The sequence below is a fragment of the Mesorhizobium sp. B2-3-2 genome, assembly GCF_006442295.1.
In the GTDB taxonomy this organism is placed as follows: domain Bacteria; phylum Pseudomonadota; class Alphaproteobacteria; order Rhizobiales; family Rhizobiaceae; genus Mesorhizobium.
In genome coordinates this window covers 23,865-48,506 of record NZ_VFWA01000015.1, presented here as the reverse complement: position 1 = coordinate 48,506, position 24,642 = coordinate 23,865, and the positions used below count along the sequence as shown (strand labels likewise).

Genomic DNA, 24,642 nt, shown 5'->3' with positions numbered 1-24,642 from the left:
CAGGATCGATTGGAACTGCGCAAACCGCTCTGGAAAATTCTAAGCCAGGGACTTCATCACCCGCACGTTCCGCATGATCCTGTCCAGGTAGCCCCTGGCCGCGACGAGTTCGAGATTCCAGACGCCACTGAGTGCCGCGGCAGTCTGATACTCGCCGCACACGTCGGCTAGCTCGGCTTCCATAGCCGCCATCTCCATGGGATCTATGCCAACGAATTGCTGCCGCGGCGTCGAAGGATCGGCAAGTTGTGAAGGCGGTGTGCTGGTGCCGTTGAGGATCAGCTGAACGCCTGGTGGTTACACTCGCGAAGAGGATCTTTCCCGTTTGGCAACCAAGGCGTTCAACGGCTGGGAAACCCTGATTCAGTTCGTGAGAGGGCTCTGCCGCCGTTCCGCCGCAATGCGACCGCATTCCGGGGCTTGTTCGCCCCAGCCTGTCTGTCGCCCGGGCTTCAGAGGAGTTCGAGTGATGTTTATCAAGAAGGCCATACTCGCGGTGCTGATGACCGCGGCGCTCGCCGGATGCGAGACGCAAACCGAAGGCCAGCAGCGGGCCACTGCCGGCGCATTGGTCGGCGGCGCCGGCGGCGCGCTCGTTGGCCAGGCGATTGGCGGAAACACCAAGAGCACGGTGATCGGCGCGGCCAGCGGTGCACTGCTCGGCGCCGTGGTCGGCTCAGCCACCACGCCGCAGCGCCGCGGCGAGCAGCTCTGCCGCTACCAGGATCGCTCCGGCCGCATTTATACGGCGCCCTGCGACGGTAATTATTGATTGAGCTGCTCACCGAGGGAGCCGGTGCATTGGCGCCGGCTCCCTCTCGCTGTCATTCTTTTGTACGATTTGCGCGATAGGGAGATTCTCAGCGGGCAGGAGGAGGTCGAGTATGCCAAGCCTTGCCGATGCTCTGAGGAACCGAAGCCGACATGCCGCAAAGCGGCTGCTTCGCTACGACAGCCGCAACTGGCTGCGCATCCGTCAGATCGAAGCTTTCACCATGTTCCTTGAAGCGGCCAACCGCAAGTCGCGGGACGTGATCGAGATTTCGCCGGGCTGGAACCGCTACTGGCGGGCGCTCTGCCCCAATTATCGCTCCGTCGACTTTCCGGACTTCGATATCTGCAAGGACCGCACACCAGAACAATATTCCATCGTCATCGCCGACCAGGTGCTGGAGCACGTGCAGCGCCCGATGACAGCGGCCGCCAACATCCACGCCATGACCAAGCCCGGCGGCTGGGCGATGGTGGCCACGCCCTTCCTCTTCCGGGTGCATGCACGCCCCCACGACTATAACCGCTGGACACCGGCGGGGCTGAGACAGTTGATGATTGAAGGCGGTTTCGCCGAAGATGATGTTCAGGCGTTCGGCTGGGGCAATAAGGCATGCGCCAAGGCCCATATCGGCGGCCCGGTACGGGCGTATGGACTGTGGCGCGACCTCAGCAACGATGAGGAGTACCCGCTGATGGTTTGGGCGTTCGCCAAAAAACGGGGGTGACGACAAGCCTTGCCGGCGAGCTGAAACTTCTTGCCAAAGAGTGGGTGACGCACTGCGCTCCGGCGCATTTCGCATGGCACGCGCCGCGTCTGTAGCGGTGAGAGGTCACCATTTAACAGCGCACGCTCGACCTCGGCGTTCGTTTCCACCCATATCGGCGAGATCTGGATGGTCAATGACAGCCATCACCGACCGGGTCGGCATCGGACGCCGTGCTGCCTACATGGGCATCCGCAGCCAGCGTCCGACCGGGCAGTGTAAGGCGATTCCGCGGCCGGTTCGTGCGCTCAGGCCGGACTGATGCGGGCGCTCTGGGCCTGGGCATTCATAGATCAAGCGTGCTTGTGGAAATTGTGGTACAGGTATGACGCTGTCTTTTTTACGGAGATTGCGATGAGGCAGAGAACGATCGAAAGCGGGCTAAGTCCGCCAATGCAGCAGGCCATTCCGATAATTCGACGTGTTTTTAAGCAATACGCGCCGAGGCACCTTGAACTTGAGCTCACCGCTGGAAAGGAGTGGTATAATCACTCTCGTTGGTCCCTTCATCATTCCGGTAACGCAATCGATATTAGGACAAGAAAGCTGGCGGATCGTGGGACAGGTATATTGTCAATCCTTTTGGGGCACTTCTTACAGCAGGAACTTAATTCTGAGCTTGGCAAGGCAAAGTATTTAGTCCTCGTGAACGACCAAGGGCCTATGTTTCCGCATATTCACATTCAGTATAATCCCGGGGCTAGGATGAGCACACCCGGGGACCACGATGGAAAGCGACAAAGGAAGACGGTCTAGTCGCCTCCTCGAAGAAAAGAACTCCTTTGCGAGCGCCATGCCAATCTGTGGCGAGAGATGGTCCAATGCGCAAACCATAATCCAATCATTACTCGAAAGAATATGTAAAGCCGCCCTCGGAGGCTCCGACCGTCACCTTCGTCATCTTCTCACCCTCCAGCGACCGGTTGAGCACGCCGCGGCTTAATTCCGGCAGAAGTGTGTTGGTTAAGATGGTATCGATCATCCGCCCGCCGGATTCGATCTCCGTGCACCGTGCCCTGACCAGATCGATGACACCGTCGCTGATCACCAGTTCCGCGTCACTGGTTGCACGCAACCGGCGGGCGATCTTGGCGAACTGATGACGAGTGATCGTCTCGATCATCGAATCAGAGAGCGGATAGTAAGGAATGGTCACCACCCGTCCGAGAAACGCCGCAGGAAAAACCTTCAGCAAAGGCGCGCGCAAGGCCTTATCCAGATCGTCTAGTCCGGCCCGAACCGTGCCGTTCCTCGTCCGGTCCATGATGACTTCAGAGCCGACGTTCGAGGTGAGCAGGATCAACGTGTTCTTGAAGTCGATGCGCCGCCCTTCGCTGTCGTCCATCATGCCCTTGTCAAAAACCTGGAAGAAGATCTCGTGGACGTCGGGATGCGCCTTCTCGACCTCGTCGAGCAGGATCACCGAATAGGGCTTGCGTCGAACAGCCTCTGTCAGGATACCGCCCTTACCATATCCGACGTAGCCGGGCGGCGCACCCTTCAGGGTCGAGACAGTATGCGCCTCCTGGAACTCCGACATGTTGATCGAAATCAGGTTCTGCTCGCCACCATAAAGCGTCTCCGCCAGGGCCAGTGCCGTTTCGGTCTTGCCGACACCAGAGGGGCCACAAAGAAGGAACACGCCCACCGGCTTTTCCGGCGCGCCAAGCCCGGCGCGGCTGGTCTGTACACGCTTGGCAATCATCTCCATGGCATGATCTTGGCCGACGACGCGCTCGCACAGAGTGACGGCCAGCCGCAGGGCTTTTTCGGTCTGGCTCGACAGCATCCGCCCAGTGGGGATGCCAGTCCAGTCTTGGACCACCGCAGCCACGGCATTGCGGTCAACCGATGGCAGGATCAGCGGCGCCTCGCCTTGTGCCTCCGCAAGTTCGGCCATGAGTTCGCGCAGACGGGCAAGATCGGCGACCGGACGTGGAGGTTGCTCGGCAACAGCCGGCATTTCGAGCTCTGTCCTGGATACCTTGTCTTCGATCATTTCGGTCTCAGACAGCCCAGCCTCAAAGGCGTCGGCATCTGCTGTTTCGGACTCCGGCGTTTCTGCCGCATCGAGCGGCATACCATCGCCCCGTATCCGGGCACGCAATTCAAGTATCTCGGCAACCAGGACTTTTTCTCGATCCCAACGTTGTTGCGCAGCGATCAGTGTGACCTCTGTTTCGTCAAGTCCGGTTTCGACCCGTGCCTGCCGCTCGGTGACGTCGATGCCGATCGCCGCCTCGCGATCGATGATACCGTGCTCGACCTCCAGCGCTTGGCGACGCCGCATGATGTCCTCGACCTCGGCCGGTGTGGCATGCTGCGATATGGCGACCCTGGCGCTAGCGGTGTCGAGAAGGCTTACCGCCTTGTCCGGCAATTGCCGCGCCGGGATATAGCGGTGTGACAGGCCGACTGCCGCCTCGATGGCCTCATCCAGTATCTGGACCTGGTGGTGCTGTTCGAGAACGCCGGCCACCCCGCGCAACATGAGAACGGCCACAGCCTCCGAGGGCTCGTCGATCTTTACCACCTGGAAACGGCGGGTCAGCGCGGGGTCTTTTTCTATGTGCTGCTTGTATTCAGCCCAGGTCGTTGCCGCGATGGTGCGCAATTCACCGCGTGCCAGCGCCGGCTTCAGAAGATTGGCCGCGTCGCCGGTTCCAGCAGCGCCGCCTGCGCCGATCAAGGTGTGGGCCTCATCGATAAAAAGTATAACCGGCGTTTCGGACGACTGCACCTCGTCGATCACAGCCTTCAGCCGTTTTTCGAACTCACCCTTTAGGCTTGCCCCGGCCTGCATCAATCCGATGTCGAGCATGCGCACGCTGACGCCCTTTAGCATAGGCGGCACATCGCCCTGGGCAATACGCAACGCGAAGCCCTCGACGACCGCAGTCTTGCCGACCCCGGCTTCGCCCGTCAGGATAGGGTTGTTTTGCCGCCGTCGCATGAGGATATCAACGATCTGCCGGATCTCCGGGTCGCGGCCAACGACAGGATCGATTTGGCCGTCGCGGGCACGCTGGGTCAGGTCGGTCGCATATTTCGCCAGCGCCGCATCGCCGCCGGCTGCGCGCCGTGGCGCCTGTGGTGCGGAGGTCATGGTCGAGGTGCCAGCTTCGAGTGAGCCCTCCATGACATCGGCGAACCGCGCGATCACCGCGTCGGCGTCGATCTTGTCGAATGCGCCGCTGATCTTCGACAGCAGGCCTTCTAGCACCGGCGTCTTCAGGCAAGCGAGCAGAATATGCGCGCTGCGGACTTCCTCGACGTTGAACTCAAGCGTCGCCAGGTTCCAGGCCTCCTGGATGGCATGAAAGATGTGGTCGGAGAATTCCTCGATCGATGTGGCGCCGTAGGGCAGCTTGTCCACGGCGCGGGTCATATCGGCCGTGAGCCGGCTGACATCCACTCCCGCATCGGCGATGATCATTTGCACGTCCGAGCGATCGGAAAGCACGAGTTGCTCGATGAAGTGGACGAGTTCGACGTAAGGATTGCCGCGCAGCTTGGCGCTGTCCGCAGCTGCCTTGAAGGCACGCACCCCGACAGGATTGAGCTTGCCGACCAGTTCCTTACGCTTGAAGCTCTGTGACGACCGGCGCTGTTCCATCGAACGTGCTCCTGCAATCTGCCAATGGATACCCTGCCACATAAGCCGCCACTTGACAAAGCGCCCGATGGATGCGGGCGCGCCGGTGGTTCGGTGCCGTCAGCCTTTGGAAGCTCGGACCACTGGCGGCAGACGAATTCGTGCATCCATGGGGGCATTTTACCGACTGTGTTGGGCAGTCTCGCCAAGCCCTCCACATCGCGAACACGCGGTTGGTCAGCTTTCGTTAATTTTTAAGCGGCGGCTTAATTGGCGTACGGCACGTCAGTGTGGTAACGTTGGGTTAGGTGCCGTTGAGGGCCGGTCGCTGGGGGTCTGTGTGATTGATGTCGCACTTTGGCTTACTCCGCTCGACGGTGAAAATCCGTCAGGGGAAGATTTGCGCAACGATCCAGCCTTCCATGAGCTGGAGCGCCTGACGGAGCAGCAGAAAAAGGTCGAGTTCCGGGGCAGCAAAAACACGGAAGTCGACGTTCCGATCGACTGGCCCGCCGTGCTCACAAGGGCCGAAGAGCTGCGCCCACACGGCCGGGATTTGCGCCTTCTCGTCATTGTCACGCGTGCTCTGGCCAACGAGTACCGCCTGGCCGGTCTAGCCGACGGCCTGACCCTCATAGCGCAAACCTTCGATCAGCATTGGGCGACCATGCATCCGGCCTTGCGACCGGGCGCCACGCCGCGCGACGCCGCATTGCGCCGCATCAACGCGCTTACTGACCTTCAGAACAGCCAGAATGGCCTGCTCAAAGATTTGCGGAAAATGACCTTCTTTGCGCCGCGTTCCATCGGATCTGTCCTGGGCGAGGATCTGGAGAAGGGTTCGCTCGACGAGCGGGTCATGCTTCAGGAGGCTGCTTCGGGACTGAACACGGCAGAAAAGGCGAAACTGGCAAGCGAGCACGGGCAGTTGGTCAACCGGGTGCGCAGCGCGTGCGCGGCGCAGATCGAACAGGCCGCGGCAGAAATGATGTCGCTCCTCGCCGACGCCCGCGCCGCGATCGCCGGCCTCGATGCAGTCGACAGCGCCCTCAACGCCCGCCTTGGAGGCGGTGGCGCTAGCGTTCCGGAATTAAAGCGGTTTCTGCAACGTTTGCTGACGACTCTCGAACGGAATTCGGCAGCCGGCGCCGCGGGGAATGGCGCGGCCAAACCGGTGCAAGCGCCCGCAGAACCGGCAACAGCTGTTCGCAACGGTTATGGAGCCGACACGATGGCAAGCGTGGCAGGCAACGCAGAGTCCGGCAGCGGCGGCCTGCCCGACCGGATCTCGTCGCGCGATGACGTCGTCAAATGCCTCGACCTCGTGGTCGCCTTCTATGACCGCACCGAACCGTCCAGCCCGATCCCGCATCTGGCGCGGCGCGTGCGCCGAATGGTGCACATGGATTTCGTTGAACTGATGGAAGATCTCGCCCCTTCGGGGCTGAAGGAATTCCGGCTTCTTGCCGGTGTTCCAGACGTCAAGAAGACGGCTCAGAAGGATGAAAGGTAACAACACATGCCAGCTGAAAGCAAATCCAAGGTCATCGAACGAAATCGTGCGCCGCGCGTGCAGATCTCCTATGACGTGGAAACCTATGGCAGCCCGACGACGATCGAACTGCCGTTTGTCATGGGCGTGATGGCCGACCTTTCCGGCGCTTCGCAAACCAAGGAAGCGTCAAAGTCAGTACTGGACCGCTCCTTTGTCGAGACCGACGCGAACCGCTTCCCCAAGTTCATGGAGGCGCTCGGGCCTCGGGTCAAAGCCCGGGTGAAGAACACGCTGCCGCAGGCCGAAGGCCAGGAGCGCGACGAGGAACTGGCGCTCGATCTCACCTTTACCAGAATGGGCGATTTCGCCCCCGACAAGATCGCCGAGCAGGTTCCGCAACTGGCCGAGATCCTCAAGATGCGTCGTCAACTCGAGGAGTTGCTGGGCTTCATGGATGGCCGCGTCGATGCCGAAAAGCGCATTGCGCAGCTGCTGAACAACGAGCCGCTTCTTGGCAAGATCGCCGGCCAGGCGCTGGCCGACGACGATAAGGCGGGAGAATAGATCATGGCTGAACAGCAAAAAACCGCCGACGTCGCCGCCGAGGCCGAAGCCATAGACCTTGGAGAATTCAGCGGGCTCCTCGAGAAGGATTTCAAGGTCAAGAAGGACGACAGCGAGAAGCTGCAGCAACTCGTGCGCAATCTCGCGCTCGCGGCGCAGTCGCGTTCCGAAACCACGACCATTTCGTCCAATGCCATCAAGTCGATCAAATCGCTGATCGCCGGCATCGACAAGGTGCTGACGACACAGGTCAACGAGATCCTGCACGCGCCGGAAGTGCGCGAGATGGAAGGCACTTGGCGTGGCCTCTGGTATCTTATCAACAACACCGAGACGGATCAGAAGCTGAAAATTCGGGTGATGAACATTTCCAAGGAGCAACTGGCCGACACGCTCGAAGACTATGAAGGTCAGATGTGGGATCAGAGCCCGATCTTCAAGAAAGTCTACACAGACGAGTATTCGATGCTTGGCGGCGAGCCGATCGGCTGTGTGATCGGCGCCTATGAATTCTCCAACCACCCGCGCGACGTGGGTCTGCTGCGCAATATCTCCGGCATTTGTGCTTCGGCGCACACGCCGTTTATCGCGGCTGCCTCGCCGCGCCTGTTCCGTATGGACAGTTGGCAAGAATTGCCGAACCCGCAAGACCTGCAGCAGATCGTCTCCAACGCGGCCTACGCCTCGTGGCAGTCACTTCGCGAAAGTGAGGATGCCCGCTACATCGGCCTGACCATGCCCCGCGTCCTGGCACGGCTGCCCTACGGCACCGAGACCGTTCCGGTAAAGGGTTTCACATTCGAGGAAGAGGTGCACGGCGACCACAACAAATATGTCTGGATGAACGCCGCCTTCCCGATGGGCGTCAACATCAACCGCAGCCACAAGTTGTTTGGCTGGGGTACCCAGATCCGCGGGGTCGAGAATGGCGGCACGGTCCTCAACCTGCCGGTGCATAGCTTCCCAACCGATGATGGGTCAGTAGCGATGAAATGCCCGACCGAAGTCGCCATCGATGACCGGCGTGAGGCGGAGCTTGCCAAGCTTGGCCTGATGCCGATCCTGCATCGAAAGAATACCGATCTTGCGGCCTTCATCGGCGCGCACTCGCTACAGGACGACGAAACACGGGCGGGGCGGCTGGTCGATCCCGATGCGCAGGCCAATGAGCGCCTGAGCGCCAATCTGCCCTATCTGTTCCCGGTTTCACGCTTTGCGCACTATCTCAAGGCGATTGCGCGCGACAAGGTCGGCTCGTTCAAGGAGCGCTCCGACATGCAGATATGGCTGACGGAATGGATCAACCGCTACGTGTTGGCCAACCCGGCCTTCGCAGACGACAAGGCGCGCGCCAAGCGTCCGCTTGCTGCCGCGGAAGTTACAGTGAACAGCGTGGAGGGGCGGCCGGGCTACTACAATGCCACCTTCGCTTTGCGCCCGCATTACCAGTTGGAGGGCATCAACGCCTCGTTGCGGCTGGTGTCGGAACTGCCCTCCGTTAAGACTTGATCTGCAGCAACAACATCTTGGTTTTGAAAGTGGTGGAGAGAGACAATGCCAGTGAAGATTGACGGTTTTCTGAAGGTTCCCGACATCAAAGGCCCCAGCACCCGCGATGGTCACGACGACGAGATCGAAATCCATGGCGTCGACTACAAGATGGTCGCACCCTATGACCCGAATTCGCTCTCACGTCGAGGCCGCGTGTCCATGGGCATGATCAAGTTCATCAAACATTACGACAAATCCTCGCCCTATCTGAAAAAGGCTTTGTTCGAGAACAAGGCCCTCGACGAAGTGGTGTTCTCGGCACGCAGGACAATCGATGGCGAGACCAAGGATTACCTGGTCGTTACCCTCACCGATGCTTCGATCATGGAGTACGACATGTCGCAGGCCGAGGATGAGGAAGACCTGATCGAGGAAGCTGTCAGCTTCGCCTATAAGAAAATCAAGTTCGTCTATGACGGCAATGATGAAGCCGAAATGGATGTCTATGTCGGCAAGTGAGGTACGGCGGCCAGGCGCGGGCAGGCAGCAGCTCACGGGCAGCTTGCGAGCAAAAAGCGAGGCCGTCCAGCCGTCGCTTTGGGATCGCCTCGTCAATGACCTGCCAGGCCTGACCTCGGAGATAGACGGGCTGCGCCAAGTCTTGCGGGACGAGCTTGGCGCGGATCGTTTCGATAGCCTCGTTGCCGGCAGTGCACGGACCATCGATGCGGATGCGGAACTGACAGCGGACCAGAAACGCCGCCTGCATCGATTTGCCTTTCAGACCCAGCACCGCCTCGAGATCGAAGGCCGTCGCGTGGTGGTATCGGCCCGTGTGCTCAGGGAAGCGGTGCGGCGTGACATCGAGGCGCTCTTCAACACCGAGCGATTCGAGGCCACACCGCTTCTGTCCGATGTGGAAAATGAACAAGTGTCGGACAACCCACCTTCGCTTGCCGACTTTCCGGAGGTGCGCCGAAGTGTGGTCAATTACGGCGTGCCGTCCTTTTCGGGCCGGTCGTCGCGCGACTTTGATCGCGATGTGCTGGCGCGTGAGATCCGCGCGGTGCTCGCCACTTTCGAGCCGCGCCTCAAGGATAGGGAGACAAAGGTCACGGTCACCCTTGGCGACAAGACCATGGGCCTGAAGATCGAGATTGACGGTGTGCTGATCATGACGCCGACGCCGGAACGCATGCGCCTGCGCACCACGATTAATCTTGATAACGGCTTGGCGCGGACCGAAATCAGGGACGCCTGACATGGATAGGGTCTTCGTCGAATATTACGAGGAGGAACTAACCCATATCCGCGGCCTTGCGGCGGAATTTGCCGACATGCACCCGGCGGTGGCGCGCAACCTTTCCCTCGACACGGTCCCCTGTCCGGACCCCTATGTCGAGCGGCTGCTGGACGGCGTAGCTTTCCTTGCCGCGCGCACCCGGCTGAAGGTCGACGCCGAGCGTTCGCGATTCTCGCGCAGTGTCCTCGACGTCCTTTATCCTGATCTGATCACGCCGGCGCCAGCAACGGCGATGGTGGTGCTAAAGCCGGGCCAGCAGGTGCAGACCATGCTCGACGGCCATGTCGTCAAGCGCAACACGCGGCTGGTTTCCAGCCTGCAGCCCGGCCTGTCGACGCGCTGCACTTTCTCGACCGCGCAAGAAGTGACCCTATGGCCGATAGCGATTAATTCAGTCAGCTATTTCCAAGACCGCAGCGCCTTGGCGGCAGGCGGCATAGCCACGATCGGCGGTGTGCACGGCGAGGCGGCGCTCCGCATCACGCTGGCCCGGACCGGAAAGGGCAAGCTTAACGAATTGGCGCTCGACCGGCTCGACCTCTATTTTGCAAGGCGCACCAAGGCGTCGCTGCTGTTCGACGCGATTTTCGGCACTTGCTCGACCGTTGGCGCACGCGCGCAAGGCAACACCAACCCGTTCTCGCCCTTGCCGGCACCAGACATGGTCGGCATCAGCGACGACGAAGCCCTGATGCCGCGCACCCGCCCGACATTCGAGGGATACCGCCTGCTGCGCGAATACTTCATGATGCCCGAGCGCTTCCACTACGTGCGCGTTTCGGGGCTACAGCCCATCGTGCGTCGATGCGACGCTGGGCTTGAGATCGTTTTCCTGTTCAGGCGTCCGGTGCCCGAGTTGGCCGATCTGACGCCGGCGGACTTCGAACTTTTCGCAACGCCGATCATCAATCTGTTCGAACGTGAGTGCAACGTGGTCGAGGTCGATGCGCGCAAGACACGCCAGGTCTTGCATGCAGACCGAACGCGCGCGCGCGACTTTGAAATCTATCGGATCATCCACGTCGAGGACGCCGACACGGAAGGCAACGAGGCCGAAATTCCCGAACTCTTCAGCCTGGGGCAGAACAGCGGCAGTGGCTGGGTCTACTCAACCGAGCGGCGACCGCGGCGGGCGACGGAAGAGGAACGGCGCGACGGGCTGACCCGCACGTCATACACCGGCGACGATGTTTTCCTGGCCGTATCGCGGCCGCTTGCCACTCCGGCGAACCGGCCGCTGAAGCGTCTCGACGTCCTGGCTCTTTGTACCAATCGTGACCTGCCGATCCTCGACGACAGTCCGACGTTGACGCTGGAGGCCGGCGACCCGGTCGAAACCGTCAGGCTTCTTGGAGCCTTGCGTCCACCGCAGCCGGCGGTCCCTGCGGCACTGCCCACAGGGGCCGACGGTGAATCGCGCGCCGACGACCTAGCCTGGCGATTGATCGCACAGCTCATGCTCAACTTCGTCAGCCTCGCCAAGGATGGCCGCGGCGTCGACCCGTTGCATGCGCTGCTCGACATCTACGCCGACCGCGGCGATCCGAGCCTTGCTCGCAACGTCCATTCGATCGTGCGCGTCGATTCCCGGCCCGTCGTCGAACGGCTGCCGATCAATGGGCCGATGTGCTTCGGACGCGGTACTGAGGTGACGTTGCACGTCGATGAATCGGTCCTGGCCGGCCAAAGCACCTTGCTGCTTTCGGCCTTGCTGGCGCGGCTGTTTGCCCGCTATGTCGGAATAAACGGCTTCGTGCGGACCCGCACGCGGCTGCTGCAGAAGCAGGAGGATGTGCCATGGCCGATGACGCCCGGCAATCGCTACCTGATCTAGACAAGCCCACCCCAAGCACCGCCGAAGCTCTGTTTGAAGGGTTCGACTTTTTCGAACTGCTGCGCCGTCTCGAACAGGGCAACGGCCTTTTCGGCCATTCAGGCCGCCTCGACCGTGAGCCGGCACGGCTTGGCCAGCATGTGCGCCTCGCCTTTTCCGCGCGGGATCTGGTTCATTTCCGGGGAGCCATGGACGGCAAGCCGGCCCGGGTCACGATTGCAAATCTCGGTCTGTTGGGACCCGAGGGTCCAATGCCGCTGCATCTGACGCGCTGGGTGCTCGACCGCCTGTCGCAGCGCTGGTTCGCAGGCGCCGACGCACAGCTGACCAGCGATACGACCTTCGTGGACTTCGTCAACATTCTGCAACACCGCATGATCGCCCTCTATTATCGGGCGTGGGCGGATGCGCAACCGGCCGTACAGGTCGAACGCGCGGTCGGTGGGCGCATTCGCGCCATGCTTGCGGCCATGGCTGGGATCGGCCTTCCCGGCACCCAGAACATCGAGCTCGATACGGTGAAGCTTCGCCAGGCGGCTTCGCTTGCCAGCCAGGTCGAGGGCCCGGAACGATTGACGCTGTTCCTGGCCGAAGCCTTCAAGGTACCAGTACAGATCAAGGAATTCATCGCCGCCTGGACAACTATACCAGCCGGCCTCCAGACCTGCCTTGCAAAAGCCTATGCAGCGCTCGGCCGGGGGGCGACGATCGGCCCACGCGTTTTCAGCCGCCAAAGCAGGATCGAACTGCGGGTCGGCCCGCTGAAGTATGATGATTTCAAGGCATTCCTGCCTGGCAGTCAGCGGCTCAAACTGTTCAAGCAGGCCGTTCGCGAAATGGTCGGGGAATCGCTCGATGTCGACCTGCGCATCGTGCTTGCGCGTGATGCCGTGCCGCCGCCCCGTATCGGAGCGGTACAACTTGGCCGAACCGCCTGGCTTGCGCGGCCCGCTGAAAGGGGCGATGCTGACGATATGCGGCTGCAGACAATCGTCGGATGGCGGCCGGAAATGGCGAGGGTCGCGGCATGAGCCTGCTGCTGACGCTGGAGCAAGGGCCACGCACCCAGGCGGTACGGCAGACTCGCTTGGACGACGGTGAGCTGGTGATCGGCCGCAGCGCGGACGCTGGCTGGCAGATCGACGATCCCGACATGTTCGTTTCGCGCGCTCATTGCAAGATCTCAGGCGGGCGAGACGGATATTTCGTTACCGACACGTCGAGCAGCGGGTTGTTCATAAACGATGCTCACAGCCCGCTCGGTCCGGGCAAGTCGACGCGCCTTCAAAGCGGCATGCGGCTGAGACTGGGCGACTATGTCGTTTATGTCGATGAGCAGCCGCCAACCGCTCAAGCATCCCCGGCCAGCCAGCCGGTTGCAGAACGCCTGCCGCCGGCATCGCGGGCGCCAGTGAGCATCGGCGGCGATGACTTCTTTTCCGCAAAGGTCGAGGAAGTGCCGCCACGGCCACGACCGGCCGACCTGCCGAACCCGTTCGAGCAGCCGATCCCTGGCGCGTTCGAGCGCGCCAGCCAGCGCAGCTCGCCTGCTTTCGATGACCCGTTCAGCCTCGATCCGGTTTCAACGCCGGTGTCAAATAATGCGGCCGCTTATCTCGAGCCGGATAACGCGGCGAACCAGGCGGACCCGTTCAGCCTCAACCCATCCCGCTCTCCCAGCCGCGGAGCCGATACCGCTGCTGGAAAGCTGCCCGATTTCAACGATGATTTTGGTTTCGGACCGATCTCGACGCCCAGTTCGGCAGGCGGCACCGGCTCGACCGGACAGCGCGAACGCGCCCAACCCTCGCAATCCGCCAGTCCTTGGGATCTGGCCAGGCAACCAGCCGATGTCGTGCCTCCATCGCACGCAGGTGCTGCTTCTGCACCTGGCCGCCCGGCGGCAACGGCGCAGCTGGGGGAGATGGCGCTTCGCTCCGCATTCCTGCACGGCATGGGCGTCGAGGAAGCCGATTTCCCCGGGCGCGACAGCATCGCGGAAATGGAAAAGTTCGGCCGCGAGTACCGGCTGATGATGGAAGGCCTCATGCAGCTTCTGCGCAAACGGACCGAGGAGAAAGGAAACGCCCGCGTCGCCCAGACAATGGTCGGGGCCTCCGAAGTCAACCCGCTCAAGTTTCTGCCCACGGTCGACGACGCCATCGTGACGCTTATCGCCGAGCGCAGCCCCGGATTTCTCGCCGGTGAGGCGGCAATCGCCGATGCAATTCGCGATCTGGCGCAACATCACGTGCGCGCCTGGCGAGGCATACAGGCCGCTTTGCGACGGATGATTGATCGTTTTGACCCGGCAGTGATCGAGGAAGAGCTGAAATCGAATTCGGCGATCGGCACCCTGCTTTCTGGCGGGCGCGGCGCCAAGCTGTGGGAGCTCTATCGGAAACGCCATCGTGAAATTGCCGAGAGCGCGGAAAAAAGTTTCCTTGGGGAAATCGGTACTGATTTTCGAGAGGCATATGAGGAGGAGTGAGCCATGATCGACCGACGTGAATTGATGATTGCCCTAGGCGCGACCGGGCTGCTTGCGGCGTGCCAGAGCGGTCCGCCAAAGCCGTCGGTGATCACCGTCAATGTGAGCGGCGCGGCCGGGATGAACCCGGGGCCAGGTGGCGGCGACCGGCCGGTGACGGTCCTCGTGATGCGCTTGAAAAGTACCGGCAAATTCAATTCCGCTGACTACTTTGCGCTGCAGGGGGATGCCGGCAGCGCACTCGCAGGAGATCTTATCGGGTCCGACCAGATCGCCGTTGCGCCGGGAAAATCCGCATCCAAGACCATCACGGTCGAGCCGGACGCGACGGCTCTGGGCTTCGTTGCACTGATCCGCGAACCTGGCGGCAGGAACTGGCGGACAACCAAGTCAGTGTCGCCGGGATCGCAATTCACCATCAATGTCACGTTGGGCAGCGGCGGCATCTCCGCCTAGCAGCCAAGGCAAGGGGAGCTCAATGCAGAGAGTAGCGGCATGAGCGATGCAAACAGGGTGCTATGGTCCGAAGGACTTTTCCTGCGAACCCAGCATTTCCAGCAGCAGGATCGCTTCTTCGAGGCGACGGTGCGCGGCGCCTTGCAGGCCGGACAACTGCATACGTTCGGCTTTCGACAGCTGGCGCTGGACCAGGCATTGCTGGAGGCCGGCCAGATCGCGATCCTGTCGGCCCGGGGTATCTTCCCGGACGGGACGCCTTTTTCGATTCCAGATTTGATGGACCCACCGCGACCACTGTCGGTCACCCCCGACACGGGCGCAGGGCCGGTGCTGGTCGCCTTGCCGCTGGAGCCTGCCGGCGGTGTCGGCTTCGATCCGGCACACGCCGCCGCCTCGGGAGCGCGCTATCATGGGCGGATCGTTTCCGTGCGCGACGCTGTCCAGGGCGGTTCGGATCCTGAAGAAATCGAAATCGCCCGTCCGCAGGCGCTGCTGCTTGCACCTGGCAAGTCGGTCGGGGGCTACACCGCCTTGCCGATAGCCGAGCTCAAGGGAGTTCGGGCCGATGGCGGCGTCTCTCTGGACGAGGCCTTCCTGCCACCGGCACTGGTTACCGGCGCGGTGGCCTGGTATCGGCAACTGCTTCTGGAAGTTGTCACCGGCCTCGACCAGATCGCCGAGGCGCATGGCAAGATGGTCATGGGCGGGCCTGGGCGCAGTGTCGAAGATCTGTTGATGCTCAATCTCGCCAATGCGGCGCGTCCGCGATTGGCTCACATGCTGGCGCAAGATGTCTTCCATCCGGCCGAGCTTTATCTGGAGCTCGCCGGGCTCGCCGGTTCGATGGCAACTTACGGATCGAGCGCGCGGCGGTTGGGAGAGTTGCCCGCTTACGATCACATGGCGCCCGGCCCTGCTTATTCGGCGCTGGCGGATGCCCTGCGCTCGCTCATTCTCAGCCTGCGTTACATCGAGCCGAAATCGCGCGCCCTGCCTGTGATGCGGCACTCGACCAATGTCTGGAAGGTTCGCATCGACAACCCGAAACTGCTGGTGGCCAGCCGGATCGTCATCCGGGTCGGTTCTGAGCTGTCGGAGGATGCGTTGCGAAAGATCTTCGTCAATCAGGCAACCGTCGGTTCGGCCGACCAGTTCGAGGGCCTGTGGAAATCGCGCTTGCCCGGCATTCCGCTGAAACCGCTTCATTCCCAGCCACGCGAAATTCCTTACGATGGCGATCGATTGTGCCTCGAGCTGGACCAGAAAAGTGAGCATTGGGCGTCGCTGCTCGATGCACCAGGCTTCGTCATCGGCGTTTCGGGCGTGTTGCCAAGCGAGCCGCAGGTGGACTGCTATTCGGTGAACAGGTGAGATGATGAGCGGCGATGATCCTTTCGGACTGTCGGAGGATCGCGAACGCACTCGCATAAAATTGAGTGGCGCCCCGATGCCGCGGCCCCTGGCGCCCCTTTTGCCGGGGGCGCCAGTAAAGCGGTCTCGCACCCACCCGAATGCGCTTGTCAACGCATTCGCGCCGTTGCTCGAGTTCGCTCCCGAGCTTGAGAGCGCGCTTCCGCCAGAAAATCCGGAAATATTGCGGACCCGATTGCTCGAAGAACTGGTTCGTGCACGCGACACTGCAATGTCAACGGGGTCCTCGATGGAGCGGGCCGACAAGGCAGCCTGGCTGGTGGCGGCCTTGCTCGACGACCTGGCCCTGAACACGCCATGGGGCGGCGCCAGCGCCTGGCCGCGGCAGCCGCTCGTGGTCATGCTGCGCGGCGATGTCGATGCCGGCACGCAATTCTTCACGCGTCTCGACGAACTTGAGCGCCATCCGAACCGGGATCGCGAATTGCTTGAGCTGCAGTATGATTGCCTGGCGCTCGGCTTCCGTGGCAAATATCGTGTGCCTGGCCGGTCAGGCGACCGCTCGCTCAATGCCGTTCGCGTGGCGGCCGCCCGCGTCCTGCGTGATGCCGATGCCGAAGGCGCGCCGCTGGCGCCAAACTGGAAAGGTGTCATCGCGTCCGACGAGCCGCAGCGCTTCATCGTGCCGATCTGGGTTATGGCGCTCGGCGCGGCGGTTATTGCCACAGCGATCCATATCGGGCTGTCAATGGGATTGAGCAGCCAGGCGGTCGAGCTGTCCGCACTTGTTCGCGCCCTGCCCCCGCCTGCGCGCGGCGACATCATCCGTGCGTCGCCCAAGGTCGATGCCCCGCCACCGGAGAAAGTGGATTTTGCGCTGTTGCCGGAATTTCAGGCCGCCGCACCGGCCGAGCTCAAATCTGCTCTCAGCGGCACCGAGAGCGTTTCGCTTGCCAAGCTGATCATCCAGGCTTCCAATCCCGAACTGTTCCAGTCGTCGCGGCCACAACTGACCGACGGCTTCGAGCCCCTGATCGGGTCGATCGCCAAGGTGATCCTCGCCAATCAGGACCTGATCGGAAACATCACGGTGGTCGGTCATACTGACAGCGTTCCACTACAAAAATCCAATCCGCTGTCTACCAACCAGCGCCTGTCCGAGGCTCGCGCCCGTACGATCGCCGACATGCTGGTCCAGAACGGAGTGCCGCAGGACCGGGTGCATTCCGAGGGCCGGGCGGCCACCGATCCCGTGGCCAGCGACAGCACGCGCGAGGGGCGAGCCTTGAACCGCCGCGTCGAGGTGATGGTCGAAAAGAGGCTGTGAGATGTTCATCCTGCGCTTCATCTGGGCAGTCCTGACTTCGCGCTGGCTGTGGACGCTGATCGGCCTCACCCTGCTTTCCTTGGTAATCTGGATCTTCGGTCCGATCGTCAGGGTCGGTCCCTACGAGCCCTTCGCTTCCGAGAATGTGCGCATCGTCATCATCGCGCTGCTGGTCATTTTCTGGTTGGTCTGGCTGATCGTCGCCCAGCGCCGGGCAATCCGTGCCAACCGCCTGTTCGTCGCCGAGATTGCCGCGCCGGCGGTGGAAAAGCCGCTTAGCCCGGGCGAAGAGAACGTCGCTGCCGTCAGTGCCAAGTTCGCTGATGTGATGGCCGAACTGAAGCGTCGCAAGCTGGGCGGGCGCAAGTTTCTGCGCGAGATGCCATGGTACGTCATCGTTGGGCCGCCGGCGACCGGAAAAACCACGGCCTTGCGGCAGTCCGGGCTGAACTTTCCGATCGACCTTACCGACGATTTGCAGGGGGTCGGGGGCACACGCAACTGCGACTGGTTCTTTTCCGAGAACGCGGTTTTGATCGATACTGCCGGTCGCTATGTCCAACAGGAGAGCCAGCCCGATGTCGACGCGGCGGAATGGCTGGGCTTCCTCGACCTTTTGAAGAAGCACCGGGGCCGGCGCGCGCTGAACGGTGTGATCGTCGCGCTTTCGATTGACGTGCTTTCGGAAGGCGACGAAACCATCAAGGCGCATGGCCGCAAGATCCGCCGCCGGTTGGCCGAGCTCAACGACCGGCTCGAAATCCGGCTGCCGGTCTATCTGATGCTGACCAAGGCCGACCTGATCAAGGGTTTCGAGGCTTTCTTCGGCGGCTTGTCCACCGCCTCGCGCGAGCAGGTATGGGGAGCGACCTTCGCGCTAAACGCACGTGTGGATGCCAAGACCATCGAGCGCGAAATCTCAACGCTCGCGACTGAGCTCGAGCGGCGCCTGGTGCCACGCCTGGAGGACGAAGACAAACTCGCCGCCCGTGCCGAGATCTTCCGGTTTCCTGCCCAGCTCGCAAGCCTGTCCGAACCGATCCAGGTGCTGGTCGAAGCTATGTTCGGCGAAAGCAGGTATGAGGAGGCCGCTTGGCTGCGTGGCCTCTATCTGACATCGGCAACGCAGGAAGGGGCACCCATCGACCGGCTGACCGCCGCGCTGTCTTCTTCCTTCGGCCTTGCGCCCCGGCGGGCTCTGCCGGCACCAAGGGTCGAGAAGCGCAGCTTCTTCCTGAAGAACCTGCTCACCGAAGTCATCTTCAAGGAAGCCGGTCTCGGCACGTTTGACCCGCTGGCGCAACGCCGCCGCGCCTGGATCTGGCGGGGTGCGGCTGCCGGATGCGCGGCAGCGGCGTTGCTGGCTGGTGGGCTGTTCGCTTGGGCCTACTTTGACAACCGCAACGCGATCGCGGCCCAGGCGAGCCAGTTCGAGGCGCTGCAAGAGCCGCTGACCGCAATTGCCGCAAACCCTGCATCGGTTGAGCAACCTGCCATGGATGGGGCGCTCGAGGCGATGGACGCGGTTGCCAACGCTCGCACACCACCGCCGGGCGCGGCTCAGGATCTGCTAGGCCCATCAGCCTCGGCGGAACTGGCCAGAGCACAGGCCGACACCTACGATCACGCTCTGCGTAACTTGCTCGAACCACGGATGGTGGCACTGCTCGAGGCGACGATGTGGCGCCAGATTCGCGATCCGGATTTCATGCTCGGTGCGCTCAAGACCTATCGCATGATGACCGGCCTGTCGCAGATGGATGCCGACTACGCCCAGAACTGGTGGGTGAACAGCTTGCCCGAATTCGCCGCCGCGGCACCATTTCCGACAGCCGATGCCGAAGAGCATCAGCTTGCCGCCATCCGGCGGATGACCGTCGATGAAAGTTATATCGCACCGGACCAGGCCCTGTTTGCCGAAGCGCTCAAAACGGTGTGCACCATTTCGTTGCCGGCACGTGGCTACAAGCAGTTGCTGGCCGACCCCGCAGTGACCGGGCTGAAGGAATGGATACCGGCCAATTTCGCCGGCCCAAACGGGGGCAAGGTGTTTGCGCGGCGTTCCGGCAAGACACTTCGCGTTGGCATTTCGGGAGCTTTCACCTATTCCGGCTTCCACGACGTCATTCTCGACCGCATCGACGATGTCGCCGCCCAGGCGGCGCTCGATCGTGCCGTTTTCGCGGGCGGCTGCTCGGAAAACGCCGAGACCTCGGTTTCGGCGCTGTCCGAGGATATTCTAAAGCTCTACTATGACGACTACATTGCGCAATGGGACAGCTTCTTGCGGGACATGAGGCTCGCGCCATTGACCGATCTCAATGTCGCCAGCGAAAATCTGAAAGACCTTTCGAGCGCGGATTCGGCGCTGAAGCGGCTGCTTACGGCGGTCGTCCAGGAGACCGAACTGACGCGCTCCGATGACGCGCCTGCCGACAACAAGGCGGCGACCAAGGGCGCTTCGAAGCTGCTCGGCAAGCTGGGCAAGCTCGGCAAGCTGGCGACATCAGGTGCCAAGCTGCTTCCCCGCGCCGGCTCCGCCGACCAGGTGGATCTCACCGGAAATCTGGTGGCCGAGCATTTCAAACCGCTCAAGAGCACCATCGCCGAGGTCGACGGGCAGCCGCCGGCACTGGACGCCGCCGTTGTAGCGCTGACCGCGCTTTCGAACGTGCTGCAGACGGTCACCGCCAACCCCAACCCGCAGGACGCGATCAAAAAGCAGGGCGGCCTTGCCGAACTCACCGGTGCGGTCGCCAGGCAGGCTCAGATCCTTCCCGACCCCATCAACAGTTGGCTGGGCGGGATTGCCGGCGACACCAGCAATTTGACCCAGAAGGCGGTCACTTCAGAACTCAACGCCATCTGGCGCGCCGACATACTGCCTTTCTGCCAGGCAGCGCTGAACGATCGCTATCCCTTCAGTGAAGACAGTGCGGTCGACGTCAATGTGCGTGATTTCGCCAGGCTGTTCGGACCGGCCGGACTGATCGACGGCTTCATCAACGATCACCTGATCAACTATGTCGATACGACCGGCCAGCCATGGAAATGGCGCGCCGATTTCGGCCTCGATCCTTCGGCTCTGGCAGCCTTCGAACAGGCCAGGCACATCCGCGACGACCTCTTTCCCGGCGGCACCGGACCGGTGATGAGCTTCACGCTGGAACCGAAGGATCTTTCCCCGAACGTGACCCGTGTCACGCTCAATCTCGATGGCCAGAATCTCGTCTACTACAACAACGCTACGAGGCCGCAACCAATGACGTGGCCCGGTAAGGACGGCACCGGCGTCATTTCGCTTGCCTTCCAGCCGATCGACGGCTCGCCAGAAATCATGCTCAACGAGACTGGCAGCTGGGCGTGGCTTAGGATGCTGCGCGGTGGCCGTTTCGCCGGCACTTCGCTGACCGATGTCTATAGCCTGCGGCTGGGGACAAAGGCCATGTGGGCCGATTTCGAACTCAAGGCCGCCAGCGTAGAAAACCCCTACAACCTGGAAATGTTCAAGAAATTCACATGTCCACCGCAGATATGAATGCGCCCGGCTTTTACGGGAAGATGCCCGCCACCGGCGATTTCGTGACGAGGCGGCTGACGGGCGACTTTGTTCGCGGCTGGGACCGCTGGCTGGCGCAGCACATCGTTCCGCTGTTTGGCTCGGATTTTTGGCCAAGCACAACCGCGCTGCGCTTTCTTGCAGGCCCGGCTTCCTTCGGCGCATCGGCAGGCATCATCGTGCAGAGCACCGACAGGGTCGGCAGGCAGTTCCCTTTAACCGTCGTCGCGCAGCTTGCTGAAGCGCCCGTTCGGCTGGCCGACGCCTGGGCGTGGTTTTCCAGCATCGAAGAGGCGGCCATCGCCGCCCAACAGGGGGAACGGACGCCCGACGAACTGGATGCCGCGCTAGGCGCCCTGCCGGTGCCAGGTGTCGATCCGGATGACGAGGTCATCAGTGATCTGGTGATGTGGACCGCCGGTTCGGACCTTTTCGACATCGACCCATTATCGCCGCAAGCGACGCTGGAGCAGATCTTCGTCGCCAGCTTGGACATCAATTGATGCAGATATTGCCAAGACAGTTGAAGGCTGCTGTTTCACCGCCGCGTAAGGATGCGTGAGTTTAAATGTGGATACTGTCTAACGAGACGCCATTTGCCGCCCAGGAAAGCTGGACGCGTGACGAGCGGGGATATGAGGTCTGGCTGATCGCGATCAAGGCATCGTTCGAGATCGATCCCGACGGCAAACAGCGGCTCCTGAAGGATCAGACTCCGGTGAACCTGGCACCCGTTCACGGCACTGATCCGAACGAGCTGCTCGACGAGACGGACCTCAATCTGGAGAAGAAGCATACGGACGTTCTGGTCGAAGGACACTTCTATACGCCCGGTGGACGTCCGGCTACTGAGAGCGCGGCGCGCATGAAAGTCGCGGACGTAGACAAGACCGTCAATGTGGTAGGCGACCGAGTGTTCATGCCCGGCGCGGTGTCGGTGCGGATGAGCCGACCAGAACCGTTCACTAAGATCCCGATCAGCTGGCGTCGGACCTACGGTGGCACGGATTTGGAGGCGTCGACTCCGAATTGGGACCAGCGTAATCCGGTCGGTACGGGCTTTGCGGTCGACCCGCAGCGACTGATCGGCAAAACCGGGCCTAATTTTGAATATCCAGACGCGCCCTATCGCGACCACAGGAGCGGCAAACCGGCCGGTTTCGGACCCGTGGCACGGCACTGGCAGCCGCGTATGAAACATGCCGGCACCTATAGCGAGGAATGGGAGAAAACGCGTGATCCGCTTTTGCCACGTGATTTCAGCCGCTTGTACTACCAATGTGCCCCGGAAGACCAACAAACTAGGACCCCGCTGATCGGCTACGAGGACGTTCGGCTAGGGAACTTCACGGAGGACGGGTTCTGGCAATTCCTTCTGCCGCGCATAAGGTTCGACCTGACCACCGAATTCTACAGTCGCCCGGATCGCGAAAACGGTGAAGCCACTATCCACACACTGCGCATCAAGCCTGATCTAAGGCAGTTCTCGATTACGTGGATGTCGGCCCTGCCGGTGCCTTTCGACGAAGAACGGCTGAAGAATACAAATCTGCGTATCAGATCGCGTTCCGGCATTTCGCCGACAGTCGCGGCGACAGGCATCTGGCAACCGGAAGAAAACGAATGACGACAAAGGAGGACACGATTGTTGTCATCGGCGTAGGAGCCCGTACGCCTTTGGGTTTTGACGCGGCCTCAAGTGCTGCGGCTGTCCGCGCCGGTATCTCCGCCATTCAGGATCATCCCTATATGGTCGACAGGTTCGGCGAGCGCATGAAAGTCACTCTCGACATCGGCGTAGACGCAAGCCTTGCTGGCGCGGAGCGCGCGGTAGAAATCGCGGTCTCGCCGGCACTTGATGCACTGTGGCCATTGCAAGCGTCGGTGCAGGCAGCCGCAATTTCTCTTATCCTTTCCACAGGCGAGCCGCGGCCAGGTCAACCGGAAGGCTTCGCCGCCCAGGTCAACTCCAAGCTACGCAAGCGACTGGCCGAGCATGTCGCCCTCGAAGGTGGGGGGTCGATCGAGGGTGGCCATGCCGGGGGGCTGCTTGCGATCTACCATGCCTGCAAGACACTGCGAGATGGAAAAGCCACGTTCTGTCTCGCAGGTGGCGTCGATACCTATCTTGGGCCGGAAACCCTAGAGTGGCTGGACGAAAACGAGCAACTCCACTCTGAGCGTAACATCTACGGCTTCTGCCCGGGGGAGGCGGCAGGATTCTGTCTGCTGGCAAAATTGACCACTGCACGAGCATTTGCGCTACAGCCACTCCTCGAAGTCGTTGGCGTCTCCACGGCTGGCGAGGAAAACAGGATCAAGACCGAAACAGTCGTGCTCGGCGAAGGGCTTGGCGCGGCGTTCCGTTTCCTCTCCGAGGAGGCGCCGATCGATCCGGTCGACAGGATAATCTGCGACATGAACGGCGAACGCTACCGTGGCAACGAGTACGGGTTCGCCGTGCTGCGCAATTCGGGACGTTTCAAAGATGCGGCCGATTTCGAAACGCCAGCCGATTGCTGGGGTGATGTCGGCGCCGCTTCGGGACCATTGTTCGTCAGTCTTGTCACGGAAGCCGAGGCACGAGGATACCAAAGGGGGGCGCTGTCGCTGCTCTGGGCGAGTTCCGAGAACGGCGCGCGGGCAGCAGTCCTGCTCGGCGGACCGAGAAGGTCAAGCTGATGCCCAGCCATATCGTCGTCAATGGGCTAGGGCTGACCTACAAGGGAACGATTGGGATATCAATCGCGACCATTCCGGATGTCTGCAAGACGCCAAGCCCCGGCGGGCCGATCCCACTGCCTTACCCGAACATCGCAAATCAGGGAACGCTGAAAGACGGCACGACGACGGTTTTCGCCAAAGGCGGCAAGATGATTGCGATCAAGGGCTCGCAATATGGCATGAGTTCAGGTGACGAACCCGGCACGGTGGGCGGTGTCAAATCCAACGTATTCAAGAAGGCCACCGACTGGATCACCTACTCGTTCGACGTAAAGATGGACGGGAAGAATGCCTGCCGCCACACTGACAAAAAGTTTCACAACGACAAGAACACCGTGGACCTGGCCGGCAATGTCGACCCGATGTTCGCAGTGGGCGATGCCGGAGACAATGCGCTGACGATCGAGTGCAAGGATGCACCCAAGACCAGCGACACGAAATACACCACGTGCGAAAAAATGGAGATTTGCGCGAAGTGCAAAGCGATAAATGAAGAGTGCGCAAGGACTCGAAACGCGGCCGCGCCACAACGTTCATCGGCGGGCGTCAGAAGACGCACAGACGCACAGCGCGCCAAGGCGCGGCTGGATTCACTTGTCACCATTGAGGACCTGAGGGACGACATCAAAAGTGGGAAGGCGAAGGCCGTCCCTCATGACGGACTTACAAAAAAATGCAAAAAGGAGGTTATGGACAAGGTCGACAATGACATGGTCGGTATCGATATCGACCACTCGGTAGACCTGCAGATCGGTGGCCATCCGACTTCGAGCGCCAATTTGAGAGTGATGTCGAGAGGTCCAAACCGATGCATGGGCTCACAACTCAAAGAGATGAACAACTCGCACACGGGCGTGGCGCCGGACTGCTGCGCTGGAGGGAGTTAAAAGC

General features: G+C 61.5%; 20 protein-coding genes. 18 read left to right on the top strand and 2 right to left on the bottom strand.

All coding sequences use genetic code 11. From position 1 onward, the window contains the following. Positions 1-39: 39 nt before the first annotated feature. Positions 40-183 (bottom strand): hypothetical protein, encoded by a 144-nt coding sequence (locus tag FJ964_RS31095; RefSeq protein ID WP_181172617.1) that lies wholly within the window; start codon positions 181-183, stop codon positions 40-42. Between the two features lie 286 nt (positions 184-469). On the opposite strand from FJ964_RS31095, the gene FJ964_RS25190 reads away from it, so the two are divergent. Both FJ964_RS25190 and FJ964_RS25185 read left to right on the top strand, forming a co-directional pair. Continuing rightward, entirely contained in the window at positions 470-772 is a 303-nt protein-coding gene (locus tag FJ964_RS25190; protein WP_140552903.1) for a YMGG-like glycine zipper-containing protein, read from the top strand. A 112-nt stretch (positions 773-884) separates the two neighbouring features. Beyond that, positions 885-1,499 (top strand): methyltransferase domain-containing protein, encoded by a 615-nt coding sequence (locus FJ964_RS25185; RefSeq protein WP_140552902.1) that lies wholly within the window; start codon positions 885-887, stop codon positions 1,497-1,499. An 883-nt stretch (positions 1,500-2,382) separates the two neighbouring features. On the opposite strand, the gene tssH is transcribed toward FJ964_RS25185, so the two are convergent. Continuing rightward, positions 2,383-5,154: a type VI secretion system ATPase TssH gene (tssH, locus tag FJ964_RS25180; protein ID WP_140552901.1), complete on the bottom strand. Its 2,772-nt coding sequence runs from the start codon at positions 5,152-5,154 to the stop codon at positions 2,383-2,385. Positions 5,155-5,473: 319 nt separating this feature from the next. Between tssH and tssA the strand changes: the two genes are divergently transcribed. The 16 genes from tssA (at position 5,474) to FJ964_RS31515 (ending at position 24,638) form a co-directional block, all read left to right on the top strand. After that, positions 5,474-6,646, top strand: coding sequence for a type VI secretion system protein TssA (gene tssA, locus FJ964_RS25175; RefSeq protein ID WP_140552900.1), 1,173 nt, complete (start codon positions 5,474-5,476; stop codon positions 6,644-6,646). 6 nt (positions 6,647-6,652) lie between these two features. Continuing rightward, positions 6,653-7,192 (top strand): type VI secretion system contractile sheath small subunit, encoded by a 540-nt coding sequence (tssB, locus tag FJ964_RS25170; RefSeq protein ID WP_140552899.1) that lies wholly within the window; start codon positions 6,653-6,655, stop codon positions 7,190-7,192. A gap of 3 nt (positions 7,193-7,195) precedes the next feature. Beyond that, positions 7,196-8,701 (top strand): type VI secretion system contractile sheath large subunit, encoded by a 1,506-nt coding sequence (gene tssC, locus FJ964_RS25165; RefSeq protein ID WP_140552898.1) that lies wholly within the window; start codon positions 7,196-7,198, stop codon positions 8,699-8,701. A 45-nt stretch (positions 8,702-8,746) separates the two neighbouring features. Further along, the gene (locus FJ964_RS25160) at positions 8,747-9,202 is read left to right on the top strand and encodes an Hcp family type VI secretion system effector (protein WP_140552897.1); all 456 of its coding nucleotides are present in this window, start codon (positions 8,747-8,749) and stop codon (positions 9,200-9,202) included. Then, a complete protein-coding gene (tssE, locus tag FJ964_RS25155; RefSeq protein ID WP_140552984.1) occupies positions 9,189-9,944 on the top strand; it encodes a type VI secretion system baseplate subunit TssE in 756 nt (251 codons plus the stop codon). The genes FJ964_RS25160 and tssE overlap by 14 nt, the downstream gene beginning before the upstream one ends. A gap of 1 nt (position 9,945) precedes the next feature. Beyond that, a complete protein-coding gene (gene tssF / locus FJ964_RS25150; RefSeq protein ID WP_140552896.1) occupies positions 9,946-11,820 on the top strand; it encodes a type VI secretion system baseplate subunit TssF in 1,875 nt (624 codons plus the stop codon). Next, a complete protein-coding gene (tssG, locus tag FJ964_RS25145; RefSeq protein WP_140552895.1) occupies positions 11,784-12,851 on the top strand; it encodes a type VI secretion system baseplate subunit TssG in 1,068 nt (355 codons plus the stop codon). The genes tssF and tssG overlap by 37 nt, the downstream gene beginning before the upstream one ends. Continuing rightward, the gene (tagH, locus tag FJ964_RS25140) at positions 12,848-14,311 is read left to right on the top strand and encodes a type VI secretion system-associated FHA domain protein TagH (protein ID WP_140552894.1); all 1,464 of its coding nucleotides are present in this window, start codon (positions 12,848-12,850) and stop codon (positions 14,309-14,311) included. The genes tssG and tagH overlap by 4 nt, the downstream gene beginning before the upstream one ends. Positions 14,312-14,314: 3 nt before the next feature. Next, positions 14,315-14,767, top strand: a complete 453-nt coding sequence (tssJ, locus tag FJ964_RS25135) for a type VI secretion system lipoprotein TssJ (RefSeq protein WP_140552893.1) — start codon at positions 14,315-14,317, stop codon at positions 14,765-14,767. Positions 14,768-14,806: 39 nt separating this feature from the next. Then, the gene (tssK, locus tag FJ964_RS25130; RefSeq protein WP_140552892.1) at positions 14,807-16,141 is read left to right on the top strand and encodes a type VI secretion system baseplate subunit TssK; all 1,335 of its coding nucleotides are present in this window, start codon (positions 14,807-14,809) and stop codon (positions 16,139-16,141) included. A gap of 4 nt (positions 16,142-16,145) precedes the next feature. Then, entirely contained in the window at positions 16,146-17,468 is a 1,323-nt protein-coding gene (gene icmH / locus FJ964_RS25125; protein WP_140552891.1) for a type IVB secretion system protein IcmH/DotU, read from the top strand. Between the two features lies 1 nt (position 17,469). Next, positions 17,470-21,006, top strand: coding sequence for a type VI secretion system membrane subunit TssM (tssM, locus tag FJ964_RS25120; RefSeq protein ID WP_140552890.1), 3,537 nt, complete (start codon positions 17,470-17,472; stop codon positions 21,004-21,006). Beyond that, complete coding sequence (gene tagF, locus FJ964_RS25115; RefSeq protein ID WP_224713253.1) at positions 20,988-21,530, top strand: type VI secretion system-associated protein TagF; 543 nt, start codon at positions 20,988-20,990, stop codon at positions 21,528-21,530. Before tssM ends, tagF begins: the two co-directional genes overlap by 19 nt. A gap of 65 nt (positions 21,531-21,595) precedes the next feature. Then, positions 21,596-22,654: a DUF2169 domain-containing protein gene (locus FJ964_RS25110; RefSeq protein WP_140552889.1), complete on the top strand. Its 1,059-nt coding sequence runs from the start codon at positions 21,596-21,598 to the stop codon at positions 22,652-22,654. After that, complete coding sequence (locus FJ964_RS25105; RefSeq protein ID WP_140552888.1) at positions 22,651-23,709, top strand: beta-ketoacyl synthase N-terminal-like domain-containing protein; 1,059 nt, start codon at positions 22,651-22,653, stop codon at positions 23,707-23,709. The genes FJ964_RS25110 and FJ964_RS25105 overlap by 4 nt, the downstream gene beginning before the upstream one ends. Further along, on the top strand, positions 23,709-24,638 hold the full coding sequence (locus FJ964_RS31515) for a DUF4150 domain-containing protein (RefSeq protein WP_224679312.1): 930 nt from the start codon (positions 23,709-23,711) through the stop codon (positions 24,636-24,638). Before FJ964_RS25105 ends, FJ964_RS31515 begins: the two co-directional genes overlap by 1 nt. Positions 24,639-24,642 lie beyond the last annotated feature (4 nt).

What these genes read in the sequence shown, in the direction of transcription:
- FJ964_RS25190 (WP_140552903.1), top strand. Translation starts at nt 470, where the DNA reads ATGTTTATCAAGAAGGCCATACTCGCGGTGCTGATGACCGCGGCGCTC.
- tssM (WP_140552890.1), top strand. Translation starts at nt 17,470, where the DNA reads ATGTTCATCCTGCGCTTCATCTGGGCAGTCCTGACTTCGCGCTGGCTG.
- FJ964_RS25160 (WP_140552897.1), top strand. Translation starts at nt 8,747, where the DNA reads ATGCCAGTGAAGATTGACGGTTTTCTGAAGGTTCCCGACATCAAAGGC.
- tssG (WP_140552895.1), top strand. Translation starts at nt 11,784, where the DNA reads ATGGCCGATGACGCCCGGCAATCGCTACCTGATCTAGACAAGCCCACC.
- tssC (WP_140552898.1), top strand. Translation starts at nt 7,196, where the DNA reads ATGGCTGAACAGCAAAAAACCGCCGACGTCGCCGCCGAGGCCGAAGCC.
- FJ964_RS25185 (WP_140552902.1), top strand. Translation starts at nt 885, where the DNA reads ATGCCAAGCCTTGCCGATGCTCTGAGGAACCGAAGCCGACATGCCGCA.
- FJ964_RS25105 (WP_140552888.1), top strand. Translation starts at nt 22,651, where the DNA reads ATGACGACAAAGGAGGACACGATTGTTGTCATCGGCGTAGGAGCCCGT.
- tagH (WP_140552894.1), top strand. Translation starts at nt 12,848, where the DNA reads ATGAGCCTGCTGCTGACGCTGGAGCAAGGGCCACGCACCCAGGCGGTA.
- tssH (WP_140552901.1), bottom strand. Translation starts at nt 5,154, where the DNA reads ATGGAACAGCGCCGGTCGTCACAGAGCTTCAAGCGTAAGGAACTGGTC.
- FJ964_RS31095 (WP_181172617.1), bottom strand. Translation starts at nt 183, where the DNA reads ATGGAAGCCGAGCTAGCCGACGTGTGCGGCGAGTATCAGACTGCCGCG.
- tssE (WP_140552984.1), top strand. Translation starts at nt 9,189, where the DNA reads ATGTCGGCAAGTGAGGTACGGCGGCCAGGCGCGGGCAGGCAGCAGCTC.
- tssJ (WP_140552893.1), top strand. Translation starts at nt 14,315, where the DNA reads ATGATCGACCGACGTGAATTGATGATTGCCCTAGGCGCGACCGGGCTG.
- tssK (WP_140552892.1), top strand. Translation starts at nt 14,807, where the DNA reads ATGAGCGATGCAAACAGGGTGCTATGGTCCGAAGGACTTTTCCTGCGA.
- FJ964_RS31515 (WP_224679312.1), top strand. Translation starts at nt 23,709, where the DNA reads ATGCCCAGCCATATCGTCGTCAATGGGCTAGGGCTGACCTACAAGGGA.
- tssB (WP_140552899.1), top strand. Translation starts at nt 6,653, where the DNA reads ATGCCAGCTGAAAGCAAATCCAAGGTCATCGAACGAAATCGTGCGCCG.
- FJ964_RS25110 (WP_140552889.1), top strand. Translation starts at nt 21,596, where the DNA reads ATGTGGATACTGTCTAACGAGACGCCATTTGCCGCCCAGGAAAGCTGG.
- tagF (WP_224713253.1), top strand. Translation starts at nt 20,988, where the DNA reads ATGTCCACCGCAGATATGAATGCGCCCGGCTTTTACGGGAAGATGCCC.
- icmH (WP_140552891.1), top strand. Translation starts at nt 16,146, where the DNA reads ATGAGCGGCGATGATCCTTTCGGACTGTCGGAGGATCGCGAACGCACT.
- tssF (WP_140552896.1), top strand. Translation starts at nt 9,946, where the DNA reads ATGGATAGGGTCTTCGTCGAATATTACGAGGAGGAACTAACCCATATC.